General features: G+C 33.0%; 19 protein-coding genes. 9 read left to right on the top strand and 10 right to left on the bottom strand.

Features of this window, described 5'->3' with window-relative positions; translation table 11 throughout:
• Positions 1 to 210 precede the first annotated feature (210 nt).
• From QLQ94_RS23625 to QLQ94_RS23590, 8 genes are all read right to left on the bottom strand, one after another.
• A complete protein-coding gene (locus tag QLQ94_RS23625; protein ID WP_072963648.1) occupies positions 211 to 1269 on the bottom strand; it encodes a nucleoid-associated protein in 1059 nt (352 codons plus the stop codon).
• 153 nt (positions 1270 to 1422) lie between these two features.
• Positions 1423 to 1782, bottom strand: a complete 360-nt coding sequence (locus tag QLQ94_RS23620) for a four helix bundle protein (protein WP_271334346.1) — start codon at positions 1780 to 1782, stop codon at positions 1423 to 1425.
• Positions 1783 to 1881: 99 nt separating this feature from the next.
• On the bottom strand, positions 1882 to 2421 hold the full coding sequence (locus QLQ94_RS23615) for an IS1096 element passenger TnpR family protein (RefSeq protein ID WP_271334345.1): 540 nt from the start codon (positions 2419 to 2421) through the stop codon (positions 1882 to 1884).
• Positions 2422 to 2678: 257 nt separating this feature from the next.
• Positions 2679 to 3278, bottom strand: a complete 600-nt coding sequence (locus QLQ94_RS23610; protein ID WP_271334344.1) for an HPP family protein — start codon at positions 3276 to 3278, stop codon at positions 2679 to 2681.
• 3 nt (positions 3279 to 3281) lie between these two features.
• Positions 3282 to 4595, bottom strand: coding sequence for a chloride channel protein (locus QLQ94_RS23605; RefSeq protein WP_271334343.1), 1314 nt, complete (start codon positions 4593 to 4595; stop codon positions 3282 to 3284).
• Between the two features lie 331 nt (positions 4596 to 4926).
• Positions 4927 to 5316, bottom strand: coding sequence for an SMU1112c/YaeR family gloxylase I-like metalloprotein (gloA2, locus tag QLQ94_RS23600; RefSeq protein WP_271334342.1), 390 nt, complete (start codon positions 5314 to 5316; stop codon positions 4927 to 4929).
• A 7-nt stretch (positions 5317 to 5323) separates the two neighbouring features.
• Positions 5324 to 5890 (bottom strand): sugar O-acetyltransferase, encoded by a 567-nt coding sequence (locus QLQ94_RS23595; RefSeq protein WP_271334341.1) that lies wholly within the window; start codon positions 5888 to 5890, stop codon positions 5324 to 5326.
• A 31-nt stretch (positions 5891 to 5921) separates the two neighbouring features.
• Entirely contained in the window at positions 5922 to 6380 is a 459-nt protein-coding gene (locus QLQ94_RS23590; RefSeq protein WP_271334340.1) for a DinB family protein, read from the bottom strand.
• A 137-nt stretch (positions 6381 to 6517) separates the two neighbouring features.
• On the opposite strand from QLQ94_RS23590, the gene QLQ94_RS23585 reads away from it, so the two are divergent.
• From QLQ94_RS23585 to QLQ94_RS23545, 9 genes are all read left to right on the top strand, one after another.
• The gene (locus tag QLQ94_RS23585) at positions 6518 to 8677 is read left to right on the top strand and encodes a TonB-dependent receptor (protein ID WP_271334339.1); all 2160 of its coding nucleotides are present in this window, start codon (positions 6518 to 6520) and stop codon (positions 8675 to 8677) included.
• A 341-nt stretch (positions 8678 to 9018) separates the two neighbouring features.
• Positions 9019 to 9426, top strand: coding sequence for a DUF2141 domain-containing protein (locus QLQ94_RS23580; protein ID WP_271334338.1), 408 nt, complete (start codon positions 9019 to 9021; stop codon positions 9424 to 9426).
• A gap of 45 nt (positions 9427 to 9471) precedes the next feature.
• Positions 9472 to 10095: a hypothetical protein gene (locus QLQ94_RS23575; RefSeq protein WP_482498705.1), complete on the top strand. Its 624-nt coding sequence runs from the start codon at positions 9472 to 9474 to the stop codon at positions 10093 to 10095.
• A gap of 21 nt (positions 10096 to 10116) precedes the next feature.
• Positions 10117 to 11478: a histidine kinase gene (locus QLQ94_RS23570; RefSeq protein ID WP_271334336.1), complete on the top strand. Its 1362-nt coding sequence runs from the start codon at positions 10117 to 10119 to the stop codon at positions 11476 to 11478.
• Between the two features lie 2 nt (positions 11479 to 11480).
• Positions 11481 to 11783, top strand: a complete 303-nt coding sequence (locus QLQ94_RS23565) for a 2TM domain-containing protein (RefSeq protein ID WP_271334335.1) — start codon at positions 11481 to 11483, stop codon at positions 11781 to 11783.
• Between the two features lie 2 nt (positions 11784 to 11785).
• On the top strand, positions 11786 to 12115 hold the full coding sequence (locus QLQ94_RS23560) for a 2TM domain-containing protein (RefSeq protein ID WP_271334334.1): 330 nt from the start codon (positions 11786 to 11788) through the stop codon (positions 12113 to 12115).
• Positions 12106 to 12423 carry a 2TM domain-containing protein gene (locus tag QLQ94_RS23555; protein ID WP_271334333.1) on the top strand — a complete coding sequence of 106 codons (318 nt, stop codon included), beginning with the start codon at positions 12106 to 12108 and terminating at the stop codon, positions 12421 to 12423. Before QLQ94_RS23560 ends, QLQ94_RS23555 begins: the two co-directional genes overlap by 10 nt.
• A 17-nt stretch (positions 12424 to 12440) precedes the next feature.
• Positions 12441 to 12809 (top strand): 2TM domain-containing protein, encoded by a 369-nt coding sequence (locus QLQ94_RS23550; RefSeq protein ID WP_482498703.1) that lies wholly within the window; start codon positions 12441 to 12443, stop codon positions 12807 to 12809.
• Positions 12810 to 12846: 37 nt separating this feature from the next.
• Positions 12847 to 13614, top strand: a complete 768-nt coding sequence (locus QLQ94_RS23545; RefSeq protein WP_271334331.1) for a LytR/AlgR family response regulator transcription factor — start codon at positions 12847 to 12849, stop codon at positions 13612 to 13614.
• Between the two features lie 196 nt (positions 13615 to 13810).
• Here the strand turns inward: QLQ94_RS23545 and QLQ94_RS23540 are convergent, their stop codons facing one another.
• Together QLQ94_RS23540 and QLQ94_RS23535 are read right to left on the bottom strand one after the other, a co-directional pair.
• Positions 13811 to 14836, bottom strand: a complete 1026-nt coding sequence (locus QLQ94_RS23540) for a COX15/CtaA family protein (RefSeq protein WP_271334330.1) — start codon at positions 14834 to 14836, stop codon at positions 13811 to 13813.
• Positions 14837 to 15200: 364 nt separating this feature from the next.
• Positions 15201 to 16631: a CCA tRNA nucleotidyltransferase gene (locus tag QLQ94_RS23535; protein ID WP_271334329.1), complete on the bottom strand. Its 1431-nt coding sequence runs from the start codon at positions 16629 to 16631 to the stop codon at positions 15201 to 15203.
• Positions 16632 to 16685 lie beyond the last annotated feature (54 nt).

The raw sequence follows: 16685 nt of genomic DNA, 5'->3' as shown, positions 1-16685 counted from the left end.
CCAATTTATTATTTCTTTCGCTTATAGTTCCATAGATTTTAATCGCTTTAAATCAGTCTTTTCAGGAAGATGAATTATTTTGACTAATTATTTACTTTGATAAAGCATAAAACGATGAATTAAGTATGAATTAAAATAAAAAAACGGCAATTACAAATGAATGTAGTTGCCGTTTTTTGTCTTAAGTAAGTAATAGAAAATGAATAACTACTAGCTTTTTTCTTCTTTATTGAAGTAAACTAAATAGTAATACATTTGTTTTTCTTCATCCCAGCCTTTTTCAACAAATTTTTCTGCACTTTCAGGGTTGATGAAATCCATTTTAATCTGAATGTGCGTATCCAGGTTAATAACGTTTTTAATCGATTTTCTAGCGTCAGAAACTGCTGCGTTGGCGATAGGGAATGAGGTTACATCTTCGATGCTGTATTTTTCTCCTTTATCAACTTTATAATTTTTGAATTCAGGAATCAAGTCTGGATTGTCTAATACTTCATTCAGGAAGTTTTGTTCTTCAAACTGATCATTTTTTGCGAAATAATTCACAGATCTGTTCATAAACATAACCTCTTCTTTTTTGTCTTCTGCCGGCAAAACAACATCTTTTGCAAAGTTTTGACAGAATTTCAAGTATTTTTTGGTGATAAAGTTTTCATCTTCAAAAGCATCAACAGATAAAAAATGCTCTAACCAATAACGCGCGTCATAACGGTTACTATCAACAGTTAGAATTTTGTATCCTTCGTCTTTTTTATAATTAAAAATCAAACAACCTTTATCTAATTTGCTTAGGTTGATTCCTTGTTGCAGGATCATTTCAAGGTTACTATTTTTTTCTTCAAATTGTAAAAAGTCTGCTTGTAATTCACTTTTAAAAATCCCGATAGCATCAACTACATTATTGTCAATACTAAGGTTCGTTAAATACGTTACATAAACCTCTCCGTTTTTAATGTGCGGGTGATTTGACTGCTCGAATAAATGTGTAGTGATTCTTTTTGAAACCTCCTGCAAATTATTCGGATTGTCAAAAATCTCCGAAGCATATTTAAACATGTCGTTGTAATCCAAATCGACTTCATGAGCAAACTGATAATAGTTTTCTTCTTTCTCTCTAAAAGGCTTAAAGAAGTACTCTTTTATCAAAGGCACAATTTCATCATTTAAATTAAATGGTTGTTCCGATAAAAAAATCGCTTCGTTTCTGCTTTTGTTTCCTACGCGGTGTATCGCAAGCGTCTCGATGTGGGTGTTGAATAAGTTGATCATATTTAAAGGTGCTGAGGTTCTAAGTTGCTAAGGTTCTAAGTTTTTAGTTTCTGTATTTTAATTAAATAAACGGAAACTAATATTCTCTTTGCTTCGCGACTGTCCTCATATTTTGAGTTGCTGAGTCTCTAAGTTGCTAAGGTTCTGAGTTTTTTAGTTTCTATCTTTTAATTTCTTAATAAACGAAACCAACATTCTTTCTACTTCGCGACTGTCCTCATATAAATTATTAAATTCTTCTTCGTTAAGATAGGTTATATTTTTAGCAATTTCTAATTGAGTTTGCATTTCAAATAAAGAACCTATTGAAATATTTAAAAAGCGTAAAAAATCTTTATTGCTTTCTCGTCCTGATCCTTCAGCAATATTGCTAGGAATTGAAATAGAGCAACGTTTGATTTGGGAAGTCAATCCGAAGATTTCTTCTTTTGGAAATTTGTTTGTTATAAGGTAGATTTTGGTAATTAAGGCCATTGACTTTTGCCAAATAAGAAGAGTTCTAAAATTGCTCATTTATATTTATTTTTATGTATTAAAAATAAATATAAGAAAAAAGCTTCAATATAAAAAACTTAGAGCCTTAGCAACTCTGAACCTTGGAACCTCAAAAAACTAATTCCAATTCTCTTCCAACCCAAAATCTTCAAAGCTATCATCGCCTTCGAACATATCAAGATCATCTTCGTCTAAGTCATCTTCGAATTCGCCGTAGATATCGTCATGCATATCGGCTTCAAAACTTTTTTCTATGGCTTCATCAGGCATTTCTCCGTGAGAGAATAATGTTTCAGGATAAGGAACTCCTGCAATCTGATCTTCGATAGCAGCCAATTCAACTAAGAATGTCCACATATTAATGAAGTCGTATACGTAGATAATCTTGGTGTTTTCCTCGTCTAAGAGATCAGATAATTTATAATCGCTCATGGTTCTTTGTTCACCGGGAACATCGCCAGTATCAAAAAGTGCAATTTCATCTTCCTGATTCCAAGTTTCATCGCAGGTATAAAACGAAGCTACTTCCATTCCGTCAAAACCAAAAGCGTTGAAGATAGCATTGTGTAAATCTTCAAGAGTATCATCTTCAAGAATTGCAATGTCTCTAAAAATATCTTCTTCGGCGTCTAGAATTACTCTAAATTTATAAACCATAATCTTTGTTTTTATTGAAAGGTCAAAGGTAAAATATTAAAAACGAAATACGAATTGTGAATTACGATTTGTTGAAAAGATTTTTTAGTTGTCAGGTTGAGCACATTCCGATTGTCAGGCTGAGCGGAGTCGAAGCCTACGTTCCAATTGTTGCGCCCTTCGACTCCGCTCAGGATGACACCCAAAGAATCCGTCATTTATATTTCTTTTTTGAAAGAAATTAGTCCTCAGGATGACACCTGTATTTGGTTTAAAATTTACCTCCCAACCAGTCTTTTTCTAATCTTGTGATAATGTTTGTGATACGTACTATGACTCGGATAAGTTCTGCTGGAAGTCATATTATTAAAAATTAAAGCCGTTACAAATAAAATCAGAACACCAACCAAAACGGGTGAAATCACGTACATATACCCCAGATCTTTTATTTGCTTTGAAGCTGTAACAGCAATAAGAGCTGTCGCACCTCCGGGCGGATGCAGGGTTTTGGTAATTTGCATAAAAATAATCGAAAGAGAAACTGCCAAAGGAGCCGCAATCCAGACAATATCCGGAACTAATTTATTTACTGTAACACCTATAAATGCTGAAATTAAATGACCGCCAATTAAATTTCGGGGTTGCGAGAACGGACTTTGAATAATACCATAAATTAAAACACTCGAAGCCCCAAAAGAACCAATTAAATAAACAACGTCCGGGCCTGCAAAATGTATAGATTCAAAATAAGCCAAAATTCCGATGCCGACAAATGATCCTAAAAATGACCAAAAATGTTCTTTATAATTAACTAAAGTTTCTTTGTAAAGAATGTAACGGGTTTTGCGATAACCTCTTTTTATTTTTTGAACTGGCATTTTTTATTTTATTAAACTTGGAGAATAAGAATAGACTGTATAAGGATAAATGAGTTTTGCTGTATATTTTGAAATTAGGCAAACCACCAAAATCGGTAAAAATAAAGTATAATCATTTGTTAATCCGCATACTAAAAATATTGCTGTAAAAGGAGCATGAATACTCGCACTTAAGACAGCAGCCATTCCGATAATCATAAAGTTAACCGGAATTACATGTACGTGAAAAAAGGTATTTAAAACAGATGCCAGTAATAATCCCAGAAAGGCTCCAATAAAAAGACTTGGTGCAAAAACACCACCGTCGCCTCCTGAAGCTAATGTTATAGAAGTTACAATTGGTTTTAGTAATAAAACGCCAACAAAAGTAAACGCCAAAGTTAACGTTAACGGAATTTCAGCTGAATTACTAAAAATGCCTTTAATAGCGTGATATCCTTCACCATATAATTGTGGGAATATAAATAAGGAAATACTTAAAACAACAGAGCCAATAAGGATTTTATAATAATGTGTATCGATTTTTCCAAATTGAGATTTAAAAAACAATACACAACGTGTCAAGTAAACGGAATTCATTCCGGCTAAAATTCCTAAAAGAATAAAATACGGAATCGCTTTTAAATGCCAGGTCGTGATTGAAACGGCAAACAAAGGTTCTTCTTTTAAAATAGAAAGTAATCCAAAAGCAACTGAAACAGCAATAATATTCGATATGATAAAAGCACGTGTTACTTTTCGGGAAATAACTTCAAGGGCAAATAAAATTCCTGCAATTGGGCTGCTGAATAAAGCTGTAACTCCGGCTGCGACTCCGGCACAAATTAATTCGGTTTTATATTTACGAAATACGTTTTCTTTTTGTTGGGCAACAGATCCAATTGTGGCGGTAGCAACAACGGTAGAAACTTCGATTCCGGTTGAGCCTCCAAAAGCAACAGTCAATAATCCGTTGATGAAGTGTGATGGAATTTTATAAGAAGGTAAGTTTTTTGAAGTTGATTTTGTGCTTTCAAAAACTTCTTTAATGCCTTTGTTTTCTTTTTTCTTAAATAAATATTGTCTCAGGAAATAAATAACAGATAAGCCGAAAACCGGGAAAACAATATAAAAAACAGGATTTACCGTGACTTCATGAAAGAAGATTTCTTCGTAATATTCCGTGATTTTTTTGAGTGAGATTCCTAAAAAGGCGGATAAAAAGCCAATTAGAACAGAAACAATAACTAATTTTTGAAGGACAATAAATTGATGATTTTTTTTGATTTTCGCCGTTTTGTTCATCAGATGTGGATTTTGAAATCGCAATATTTTCATGCGGATTACAAAATTAGATAATCAAATTCGGTTTTTAATGAAAAACACTCAATATATTGTGTTAAAAGTTGTTATGAGAGATAATTCTTTCAACAAGAAAAGACGCCACAAAGGTACTAAGTCGCAAAAAAACAGATTGAAAAAAAATAAAAATCCGCGATTATCAGCGTTTTCGCTTGCGAATCCGTGTCATCCGTGTGCCATTCTGCTCATGTATAAATCGCCAATCTTTGTAGCGTTACAGTCTCCTTCCGGTCGAAATGAAAACATTTGGTTTTAATCATTAATTTGAAAATTAAACTTTGTGTCTTAGTGCCTTCGTGCCAAAAATTTATCGCTCATAAAACTCAATAGGCAACAAATCAGGATCAGCGATAAAAGTAAATCGCTTTTCAGTCGTTTCATCAATTCGGATAGGTTCTGACTCGATTTTTTTTGTGTTTAAAAAAGCAATTGTTTCTTCAAGATTAATTACTTCAAAAGCCAAATGACGTAAACCAACAGCTTCAGGTCTTGACGGACGTTGTGGCGGATTAGGGAAAGAAAATAACTCTACTATATAAGAACCATTCAAGGCTAAATCGAGTTTGTAGGATTGACGTTCTTCGCGATAGATTTCCCTAATAATCGTTAAACCCAGAACTTCTGTATAGAAAGTTTTAGATTTTTGATAATCAGAACACAGAATGGCAATATGGTGAACTTTATTTAAGGTAAGCATTTTTAATTTATTGGGGTTCTTGATTTAATTTTCTAATGACTTTTGCCGGATTTCCAACTGCTAATGAATTGTCCGGAATGTCTTTGGTAACAACAGATCCTGCGCCAATCACACATCCTTTTCCGATAGTTACTCCAGGGCAAATAACAGAATTCCCGCCAATCCAGCAATCGTCTCCAATCGAAATGGGTAATGCATTCTCGAGTGTTTTTCTTAATTCGGCGTCAAGTGGATGAGTTGCTGTGTAAATTTGAACATTGGGAGCAAAAAATACATTCGATCCAATATTTACAGGAGCACAATCCAGAACAACACAATTTACATTAAAATAAACGTTGTCACCGCAAAAAATATTATAACCGTAATCACAATGAAATGGGGGTTCTATATAAAAACTCTTTCCCGTATTAGGGATTAATTCAGTTAGAATTTCTTTTGCTTTTTTTGTCAAACGATATTCCGTTACGTTTAAACGGTGGAGAAGATTTTTAGCTTTTCGGCGTTCCTTAACTAAAACGGGATCGCCGGCAAGATAATATTCTCCCGCAATCATTTTTTCTTTTTCAGTATTCATAAGTGCATTATATTTTTTTCGGTCTTTTGTCTTAAAGCAACTTCTTCAAAATAACAATCTGTCCCAGATGATAGACATCATGCTGAATAATTCCGTGAATGTGCTCATAATATGTATGCTCATTATTTACATATATTTTTTCTAAATCGGCATCATCAAAATCTTCAAAAAAGGTATTCCATGATTCTTGTGATTTTGCCAAATTTTGAAGAGATTGTTCCCATGCTGCTTCTGAAGGATCTAATACAGGAACAAAATAATTATGATCAGGTGCTGTAACTACTTCTCCTTCAACGCGCCTTAAAATGTTTCTTCTCCATTGAATGAGATGGTTTACAATTTCCCAAATGGTATTAAGATTAGGGTTTATTTTTCTGTAAGCCTGCTCTGCAGTTACATTTTCTAATGTATTTGTCAAGTTAACTTCCAGCCATGGATTTCCATTATAAATGGATTGATATAGATTCGAAATTCTTTTACTTTCTGACATAATCGATCGTTTTTAAAACTCAAAAGCTAATATACAAATAAGTATTTTACAACTCATCCTCAAAATTCTACAATTGGGTTATTTAATATTTTTTAACTAAAACTGTTAAAATATATTTGCCTCATAAAACCAATGAAATGAAAACCAATTTTACTTTAATCTTATTATTATTTACTTCTCTTATTTTTGCCCAAAACACGATTTCCGGTAAAGTAACAGATCAAAAAGGGAAACCTGTTCCTGGTGCAAATGTTTATATTGATGGGACTTATGACGGAGCGACAAGTTCTGAAACAGGTGATTTTTCTTTTGAAACAACGGCAACAGGAAACCAGGTTTTAGTGATAAGCTTTTTACTTTATGATACATTCAAAAAAGAAATTGATGTTACGAATTACAAAGATCAAACTGTAAAATTAAGAGAGAACGTCAATGCACTTGATGCTGTTGTAATTACTGCCGGAACATTAGAATCCGGAGATAAAGCGAGGGTTTCGGTATTAAAACCTTTAGATATTGTTACGACTGCCGGATCTGCCGGAAATATTATTGCCGCTTTGCAAACTTTACCGGGAACACAAACAGTAGGTGAAGACGGACGTTTGTTTGTTCGTGGGGGAGAAGCCAGCGAAACGCAAACTTTTGTAGACGGACTTCGTGTAGCGCAGCCTTATGGTGCAACAACAAATAATTTGCCAACCCGAAGCAGATTTTCGCCTTTTTTGTTTAGCGGAATTGCGTTCTCAACCGGAGGTTATTCTGCTGAATATGGCGAAGCTTTGTCAAGTGTTTTATTGTTGAATACGCAGGATGAACCAGACCAGAATAAAACCGATATTTCTTTAATGACTGTTGGTTTAGGAATTGGAAACACGCAAAAATGGAAAAAAAGTTCATTTAGTATCAATACCAGTTATGTAAATTTGGCGCCTTATCAGGCGGTGATTCCTCAAAATGTAGATTGGAATAATCCTTACCAATCTTTGGGAGGAGAAGCTGTGTACCGCTATCATTTTGAACGAGGAATTTTTAAATTGTATGCTGCTTTTGATGCTGAAAAATTCGATTTGAATCAGAAAAATGTAAATTTTGTAAATCCAATCAGGACGGATTTAAATAATAATAACTTTTATTTTAATGGTTCTTATAAAGGCGATTTTGGAACCGGCTGGCAAATTACATCGGGAGTGAGTTACGGTTATAGCAATAACAAAATAAAATATGATATCAATGATGTTGATAGTAACGAAAATGCTGCTCAGCTTAAATTGAAATTAAGAAAAAACATCTCGAACTATTTTAAATTGTCTTTTGGGGCTGATTATTTTATCACGAAATACAATGAAAATTTTAATGATAATATTTCAATAAAAGCTTCAAACGGTTACGACTCTAATATTGCTGCTTTTTATACAGAAGGAGATATTTTGTTCTCGAAAAAGCTGGCATTAAAAGTTGGTTTCCGCCTTTCGAATAATAGTTTACTGGATGAAACTAATATTGCACCTAGGGCTTCGATGGCTTACAAGGTTTCTAAAAGCAGCCAGTTTTCGTTTGCTTACGGAGATTTTTCTCAAACTCCCGTGGTTGATTATATTAAATATTCTAAATATCACCAGTTCGAAAGTGAAAAAGCAAGGCATTATATCCTGAATTATCAGTTTACAAAACCAGGTCAGACTTTTAGGGCCGAAGCTTATTATAAGGATTACAGCAATCTGGTTCAATATGATACAAAGGATATTCAGTACAATTCAGTTTTCAATAATAATGGTTCAGGTTATGCAAAAGGATTGGACTTGTTCTGGAGAGACAGCAATTTGTATAAAAACTTAGAATATTGGATTTCTTATTCTTATATCGATTCCGAAAGACAATACAAGAATTTTCCAACCATGGCAACTCCTAACTTTATTGCCAATCACAGTTTGTCGATTGTAACAAAATATTTCATCACGGATTGGAAATCACAAATAGGCTTCACAAATAGTTTTAGTTCTGGTCGCCCGTATAATGATCCGAACCAGACACAATTCATGAACGGAAAAACGAAGTCTTACAATAGTTTGAGTTTTAACTGGGCATATTTATTAACAACTCAAAAGATTCTTTATTTTTCTGTTTCGAATGTATTAGGAGCTCAAAACGTTTTTGGGTATGATTATGCAAAATTACCTGATCCAAGCGGAGTTTACCAAAGACAAGCTGTTGTACCAACCGCAGACAGATTTTTCTTCGTAGGTTTCTTCTGGACGATCAGTGATAATAAGAATGAGAATCAATTGAAGAATTTATAGTTGCTAAGTTGCTAAGGTTCTTAGTTGCAGAGTTTTTATTGCTGAGTTGTTAAGTGAAAAACTTAGAACCTTAGCAACTCAGAACCTCAGAACCTTTAAAAAAACAATTCAGTCGCAAAAATCAACAACTCAGTATCAATTAATTTTATAACAATAAAAACCAAAGTACTTTTGAAGTATAAATAATAAAGGGGCTAAGTTGCTAAGACACTAAGAAAAAAACTTAGATAATTAGCACCTTAAAAATTTAGAGACTCAAAATTACAATCAGAGTTTTAATCATCAAAAAAACTTAAAGACTTATCAACTCAGAACCTTAATAACTTAAAAAAAAAGAACTCATGACCAAAATTATTACAATAATCACATTATTTATCTGTAGTTTAATGTCTGCTCAAAATGTAAATCTTACTGTTTCGGTTTCAGGCTTAAAAAATAATACCGGAATGGTGAAGGTAGGATTGTACAATTCAGATGAAACATTTCTTAAAACTATTTATAAAAGTGTGGCTTCGAAAATTAAAAACAACGAAGTTATCGTAACATTTGAAGGTATTCCTGCCGGAGAATATGCAATTTCGACGTATCACGATGAAAACAATAACGGAAAACTTGATAAAAATATGATGGGGATACCTTCTGAAGATTATGCCGCTTCAAACAATGCCAAAGGATTTATGGGGCCTCCTGCTTATAAAGATGCCAAATTTGTTGTCAACAAAGATTCGAAAATTGAAATTATATTGTAAATAATAACTAACCACTTAAAAATAACCATTAAAATTACTTAAAAAATGAAAAAAATCATCACTTTGGCTACACTGCTTGTAGTAGTAATAAGTTCTGCACAAACACAATTTGAACAAGGAATGGGAAAAGCTTTTGGGCTTTGGAAAGAAGGGAAAAACACAGAAGCTTCGGCAATGTTTGAAAGAATTGCAGCGGCAGAAAAAACAAGTTATTTGCCAAATTATTATGTAGCACTTATTAATACTACATCGGCTTTTACTGAAAAAGATAAAACAAAGATTGATTTGTTATTGACTAAAGCGCAAGACGCATTGGATGTTGAATTGATAAAAGATCAAAATAATGCCGAGTTATATGCGATGCAGGCTTTGATATATACGGCTTGGGTGGTCACAGACCCAATGACAAACGGAATGAAATATTCGGCTAAAGTAATGGAAGCTTATGCAAAAGGAAAAGCAATAGACCCAAATAATCCGAGAATCGTTTTTGGTGAGGCTGATTATCAGTTGGGTGGCGCAAAATGGACAGGGGTTGATACAAAGCCACTTTGTGTGCAAGTTGATAAAGCTGTTGAACTTTTTGCTACTTTTAAGCCAGAAACGCCTTTTTCTCCAAAATGGGGATTAGACAGAGCTTTGGAAACTCAAAAAAACTGTAAAAAATAAAATTAATATAAGCGGATTATAATGAAAGATCATAGAAGTACATATGCAGATTTGAAAAGTGGAACAATGGTATCCTTCAAAATTTCTGTGATCTTTACAATAATATTTTCTGCTTGTTTAGGAAAAGACTTAAACATTCAAAACGTTCTTATTACCTTTTTTATAAGCTGTTTGTATTCTTTTCTGGTAGGTTTTGGCAATGGGTATATTAATGTACTGCTGGATAAAAAATGGGATTGGCTGCAACAAACCAATTTAAGGGTCTATTACGGTATTCTGGTTACTGTTTTGTACACGGTCCCGGTAGTATTAGGAATCAATTATTACATTTTTGTTTATCTTCAGAATCTGCCTTTAGATAAATTCTTTAGCGAAAGAATGATCTGGATACACCTGTTTTATATCATGCTGGCTTTAGGAGTTTCGACTTTCATGCAGGCCAGAAGTTTTATGGTACAATGGAAAAGGGCTTCGAAATTTGAAATAACACAACAAAAAATAATTGCAGGAACGGCTAATGCTAAATTCGAAAGTTTAAAAAATCAGATTGATCCGCATTTTCTTTTTAACAGTTTAAATGTTTTAAGCTCCTTAATCGAAGAAAATCCGGAAAATGCGCAACGTTTCACCACTTCATTGTCTAAAATTTATCGTTACGTTTTAGAGCAAAAAGACAAAGAACTGGTTTCGGTTGAAGATGAATTGTCATTCGCGAAAACGTATATGAATTTGTTAAAAATGCGTTTCGAAAATAGTTTGTTTTACGAATTGCCAACAACAAATATAAATCCGGATGCAAAAGTGGTTCCGTTATCATTGCAGCTTTTATTAGAGAATACGGTAAAACATAATGTTGTAAGTGAACAAAAACCGTTGCATATCAGAATTTTTATTGAGGGGGATTATTTGGCGATACAAAATGATTTTCAGAAAAAAGAAGTTTTGCAGGACAGGCAGGGAGTTGGCTTGCAGAATATTGTAAATCGATACGGAATTATAACCAATAGAAAAGTACTGATAGAGCAAAATGATAAAAACTTTACGGTTAAGATTCCAATTCTAACGAAACAAGTTGCAGTTATGGAAACAAATGCAGAATATAATACAGATGAAAATAAAGCTTATTTCAGAGCTAAAAAAAGGGTAGAAGAACTAAAAGGTTTTTACGGAAATGTTATCTCATATGTTTGTGTGATTCCGTTTTTGGTATTTATAAATTTAAGGTTTTCACCGGGCTTTCAGTGGTTTTGGTTTTCGGCTTTAGGCTGGGGATTTGGAGTAGTAATGCATGCCTTTAAAGTTTTTGGTTACAGCTCAGATTGGGAAGAACGAAAAATCAGAGAGATTTTACAGAAAGAAAATAACAAACAAACCTGGAAATAGTTATGGAAACAAATTATACGGAAGCGGAACGTTATTTTCAGGCACAAAAAAAAGTAGAAGAAATCAAGAAATTTTATCAGCATTTGACTGTTTATCTTCTTTGTAATCCTATTGTAATAGTGGTAAATCTTATGACTTCGCCTGGTTTTCTTTATTTTATATGGTGTTTGTTGGGATGGGGAATGGCTATTGTATTGCATGGATTAAAAGCTTTTAAATATTCGCCATTTTTTAATAAAGAATGGGAAGAACGAAAAATCAGGGAAATTTTAGAAAAAGAGAATAACAAGCAAACCTGGGAATAATTATGGAAACTAATTTTTATAAGGAGCAGGAAGATTTTGAACTTCAAAAAATGGCAAGCAAAAAAGTAGTTAAACTGAAAGCTTTTTATTCGCACATGTTTGTCTATATCGTAGGAGTGATTTTTTTTATTTTGAAGGAGTATTTTGGAGTTCCCTTTAATTTCTTTCCTTTAAAACATATTAATCTGTTTGTAATGATAGTCTGGACCGTTTTTTTCTTAGTTTCTGCGATTGACATATTTGTATCGTTCAGGATTTTTGGAGAAGAATGGGAAGAACGTAAGTTGAAAAGTATTTTAGAGAAAAAAATAAAAAAACAAAAATGGGAGTAATCATGGATGTAAATTATAATGAAGAGGATAAATACTACCTGGCTAAAAAGAAAGTGGAGAGTATCAAGGGATTTTATGGAAACCTGACGGCATTTATCGCTGTAAATGTAGTTTTGATTTTTATCAATTTATATACTTCGCCAGAACACTTATGGTTTTACTGGCCCCTGATGTGGTGGGGATTTGGAGTTGTTTTTCATGGATTGAAGGTTTCTGAAGTATTCCCGGTTCTGGGAAAAGATTGGGAAGAAAGAAAAATCAAAGAATTCATGGAGAAAGAAAAATTGAATAAAAATAAATGGCAATAATTTATACATTATAAAAAATGGGACGATTTAGACGACGCATGTACGATGATTACAGACATGAATTTAGTACAGACGAAAATTATAATAATGCATATAGAAAAGTGAAAAGGATTAAAGGTTTTTATTCGCACTTGAAGGTTTATATCATAGTGAATGCCTTTATCATTATTTCAAGCTTGAGTAGAGGTTATGTAGGAAATCATTTTGAAATAAGAGGTTTGAGAAATTGGGAAATCTATTCTACAGCATTTTATTGGGGAATTGCTTTATTAATTCATGCCTTCAGCGTATTTGGTCCTGATGTCTTTTTTAGTAAAGATTGGGAGCAAAAGAAAATCCATAAATATATGGAGAAAGAAGCTCAGAATAAGAATAAATGGGAGTAACTTTAAATTAAAATTTTCAATTTTTGCATCGTATTAAATGACCACATTAATAATAGAAGACGAAAAACCGGCAGCAAGATTATTGCAGCGAAAACTCGAAAAGTTAGATATTTCTGTAGCAACCATGCTGCATTCTGTAGAAGAATCAATTCATTGGTTTGCTAATAATCAGCATCCGGATCTGATTTTTCTGGATATTCAGTTATCAGATGGCTTGTCGTTTGAAATTTTCGAAAAGATAGATATTCAAAGTGCTATTATCTTTACAACAGCATACGATGAATATGCGTTGAAAGCTTTTAAACTTAATAGTATCGATTATCTTTTAAAACCTATTGACGAAGATGATTTAGAAGTTGCAGTTACTAAATTCAAAACCCGAATTCCGAAAGTAAATCCGGGAAATCAAAATCTTCAGCTTGACTTCGAGCAAATTCGCCAAATGTTGTCAAATCCTTTCGAAAAGATTTACAAGAAACGATTTACCGTTAAAATTGGGCAACATTTAAAAGTAATTACAACAGACGAAATCGAATGTTTTTTTAGTGAAAATAAAGGCACTTATATTCATACTTTCGATAATAGAAATTATCTGATCGATGCGACTTTAGAAATTTTAGAACAGGAATTAGATAAAAAAAATTTCTTTCGTGTAAACCGAAAATTTATTGTTCCGCTTACGGCAATAAAAGAAATTCAGGTGTATACGAACTCCAGACTTAAAGTAATTTTACCAACTTATAAAGAAGATGAAGTAATTGTAAGCCGCGAAAAAGTACAGGATTTTAAAAATTGGCTGAGTTAAAAAGTTCTTATAATTAAAATCCATAGATACAATATTTGTCATTCTTCAGGAATTCAATCCAATATTAAAGAACCATCGGCTCGATCTATTTTATCGGGCCGGATTTTAATCCGGTTTAAGTTCAATACGGTTTAGGTTCGTAAAAAAACATAAAAAAACCTTCGTCCGAAGGTTTTTTTATATAAAAGTTTGTTATCTACTTGCTCAATCTGTGCAATGTAAAAGTCATGGCACTTAAGAGGAAGAAAGCCATAATCTGATGAATTAATCCTAAAGCCAGAGGAACGCTGTATAAAAGCGTAAAAACCCCTAATGCAAATTGAATAAATACAAAAACAACCAAAGTTTTTACCGAATTAGTTTGCATTCGAGTAAGCGAAAATTTTGTGCTTTTGTAATATAAAAACAAAATGAAAGCAACAACAACATAAGCAAAAGTCCTGTGCACGAACTGGACACCGCTTTTTCCTTCGATTAAGTTTTTGATTAAAGTAGGCTGTTCAATAAAAACAGAATCGTGTATAAATTCTCCGTCGCTCATTAATGGCCAATGATTGTGGATTAATCCCGCATTTAAACCCGCCACAAATCCGCCATAAATAATTTGGATTAATAGTGCCACCAAAGCAAATCGTGCAATATTTCGAAGTGGAATTACTTTAGTAATTGTTCTTTCCGGATAAATTAAATCCAGCGCCACCCATAAAGTATAAGCAAAAGTGATAAAGGCAAAAGTAAGGTGCAATGAAAGTCTGAAATGACTTACATCAGGATTGTCGATTAATCCGCTGCGAACCATAAACCAACCCAGAAAACCCTGAAAACCTCCCATTGCCAAAAGAACGATGCATTTTTTGATGGTAGATTTATCTAATTTCTTTCTGATTAAGAAATAAACAAAAGGGACAAAGAAAACCAACCCGATGATTCTACCAATAAAACGGTGAAACCACTCCCAGAAGTAAATAAATTTATAATCGGCTAATTGAAAATCATTGTGAATATTGATTTTTTGGTACTCAGGAAACTTCTTGTATTGTTCAAAAGCCTCATTCCATTTTGCATCCGTCAAAGGCGGGAAAGTATCTGTTACCAAATGCCAATCCGTCATTGATAAACCTGAATTTGTCAAACGGGTAATTCCGCCAACAACAACCATTAAAAATAATAAAACACAACCTGATAGTAACCAAATGATCACTGATTTATTCTCTTTTTTCATTCTATTCCAATTAATTCGATCTCGTTAATTTTGTTTTTGCTTTTTCCTATTCTTTTTAAATAAAGTTTTAATAAAGTAAAGTTTGCTATAATATTGATAATTAAGATCACTGTCATGACTATTATTCTATATTGATAGCTTTTAATATCCATTGTTATTTTAAAATAATCAATTAGAACTGTATTTTGAAATATTGCACCTATAATCATTATAGCAGATATGGAAGCAATACTGATTAAAAAAAAGAAGATTTTATATTTATAATTACTACTTTTAGTTCTATTGATTTTTCTAATAAAAATAATATTAGTTACTAAAACTATTAATATTAAAATAATAGAAAAAATAGCCACTAATAGATCCATTATTTTTTAGGTATTAAGTTTAACTTTTCTGCTCTTTTAATAATAAAATCATATGCAGCCTGATATTCATTAGGAATATCACCTTCTAAAATGGCTTCTTTTACAGCTTCTTTTAACATTCCGATTTCTCGTGAAGGTTTTAAATCAAACAATTCCATAATTTCTTCACCGGAAATTGGTGGTTGAAAATTACGCACATGATCGCGTTCCTCAACTTCTACAATTTTCTTTCGAACGATTTCAAAGTTCTTATGATATTTCTTAAACTTCGATGGATTCTTGGTTGTAATATCTGCTTCGCACAAAGTCATTAAATCCTCGACATCTTCGCCTGCATCAAAAACCAAACGACGCACCGCACTGTCTGTCACAATATCCTGTGCCAAAACAATAGGGCGAGAACTCATAATAACCATTTTTTGCACAAATTTCATTTTGTGATTCAAAGGCATATGCAAACGCTCGAATATTTTCTTTGCCATTTTTCCGCCAAGAAATTCATGTCCGTGAAAAGTCCATCCCTGTTTCTTGTTGAAACGTTTGGTTGGTGCTTTTCCAATATCATGCAACAAAGCCGACCAGCGCAACCAGACGTCATCTGTATTGGGGCAAATATTATCGACTACTTCAAGTGAGTGATAAAAGTTGTTTTTATGAGTGTGACCTTCAATTTCTTCCACCTGATTAAGCGCTGTTAACTCTGGTAAAATAATATCTAAAAGCCCGGTTTGATATAAAAGTAAAAAACCTATAGAAGGTTTATCAGTAGATAGAATCTTATTCAGTTCATCAACAATGCGTTCTCCGGAAATAATATTGATTCTCTCAGCATTTTTGGTAATTGCATCAAGAGAATTTTTCTCGATTTCGAAACCTAACTGATTGGCAAAACGAATAGCACGCAACATTCTCAAAGGATCATCAGAATAAGTAATGCTGGGATCTAAAGGTGTTTTGATTGTTTTATTTTCTAAATCAGCCAAACCATTAAAAGGATCAGAAAGATCGCCAAACGTTTTTTCGTTCAATGATAGTGCCAATGCATTAATCGTGAAATCACGACGATTTTGATCGTCTTCAAGAGTTCCGTTTTCGACGATAGGATTTCGGCTCTCAAAATTGTAAGATTCTTTTCGGGCGCCAACAAATTCAATGTCAGTGTCTTCAAAACGCAACATTGCTGTTCCGTAAGTCTTGAAAACTTGTACTTTTGGTTTTTTTGGAAGTAATTCAGAAACCTTAAGTGCCAATTCGATACCGCTACCAACGGCAACAACATCAATGTCTTTTTTAGAACCCCGATTTAAAAGCAAATCCCGAACAAATCCGCCAATTACGTAACTGTCGACGTTAAGTTCCTGAGATGCTTTCGAAATAACTTCGAAGATTTTATGTTGTAATGCTGCTTTATAGTTTGTTTGTATAGCCACTAATTCACTAATTTTAAATAATACATTTCTATTCTTTAAGAAGAATGAAACGTG

This window comes from Flavobacterium sp. B114r (assembly GCF_056824125.1).
The sequence above is the reverse complement of the archived record's forward strand: the minus strand, read 5'-3'. Positions and strand labels throughout refer to the sequence as shown.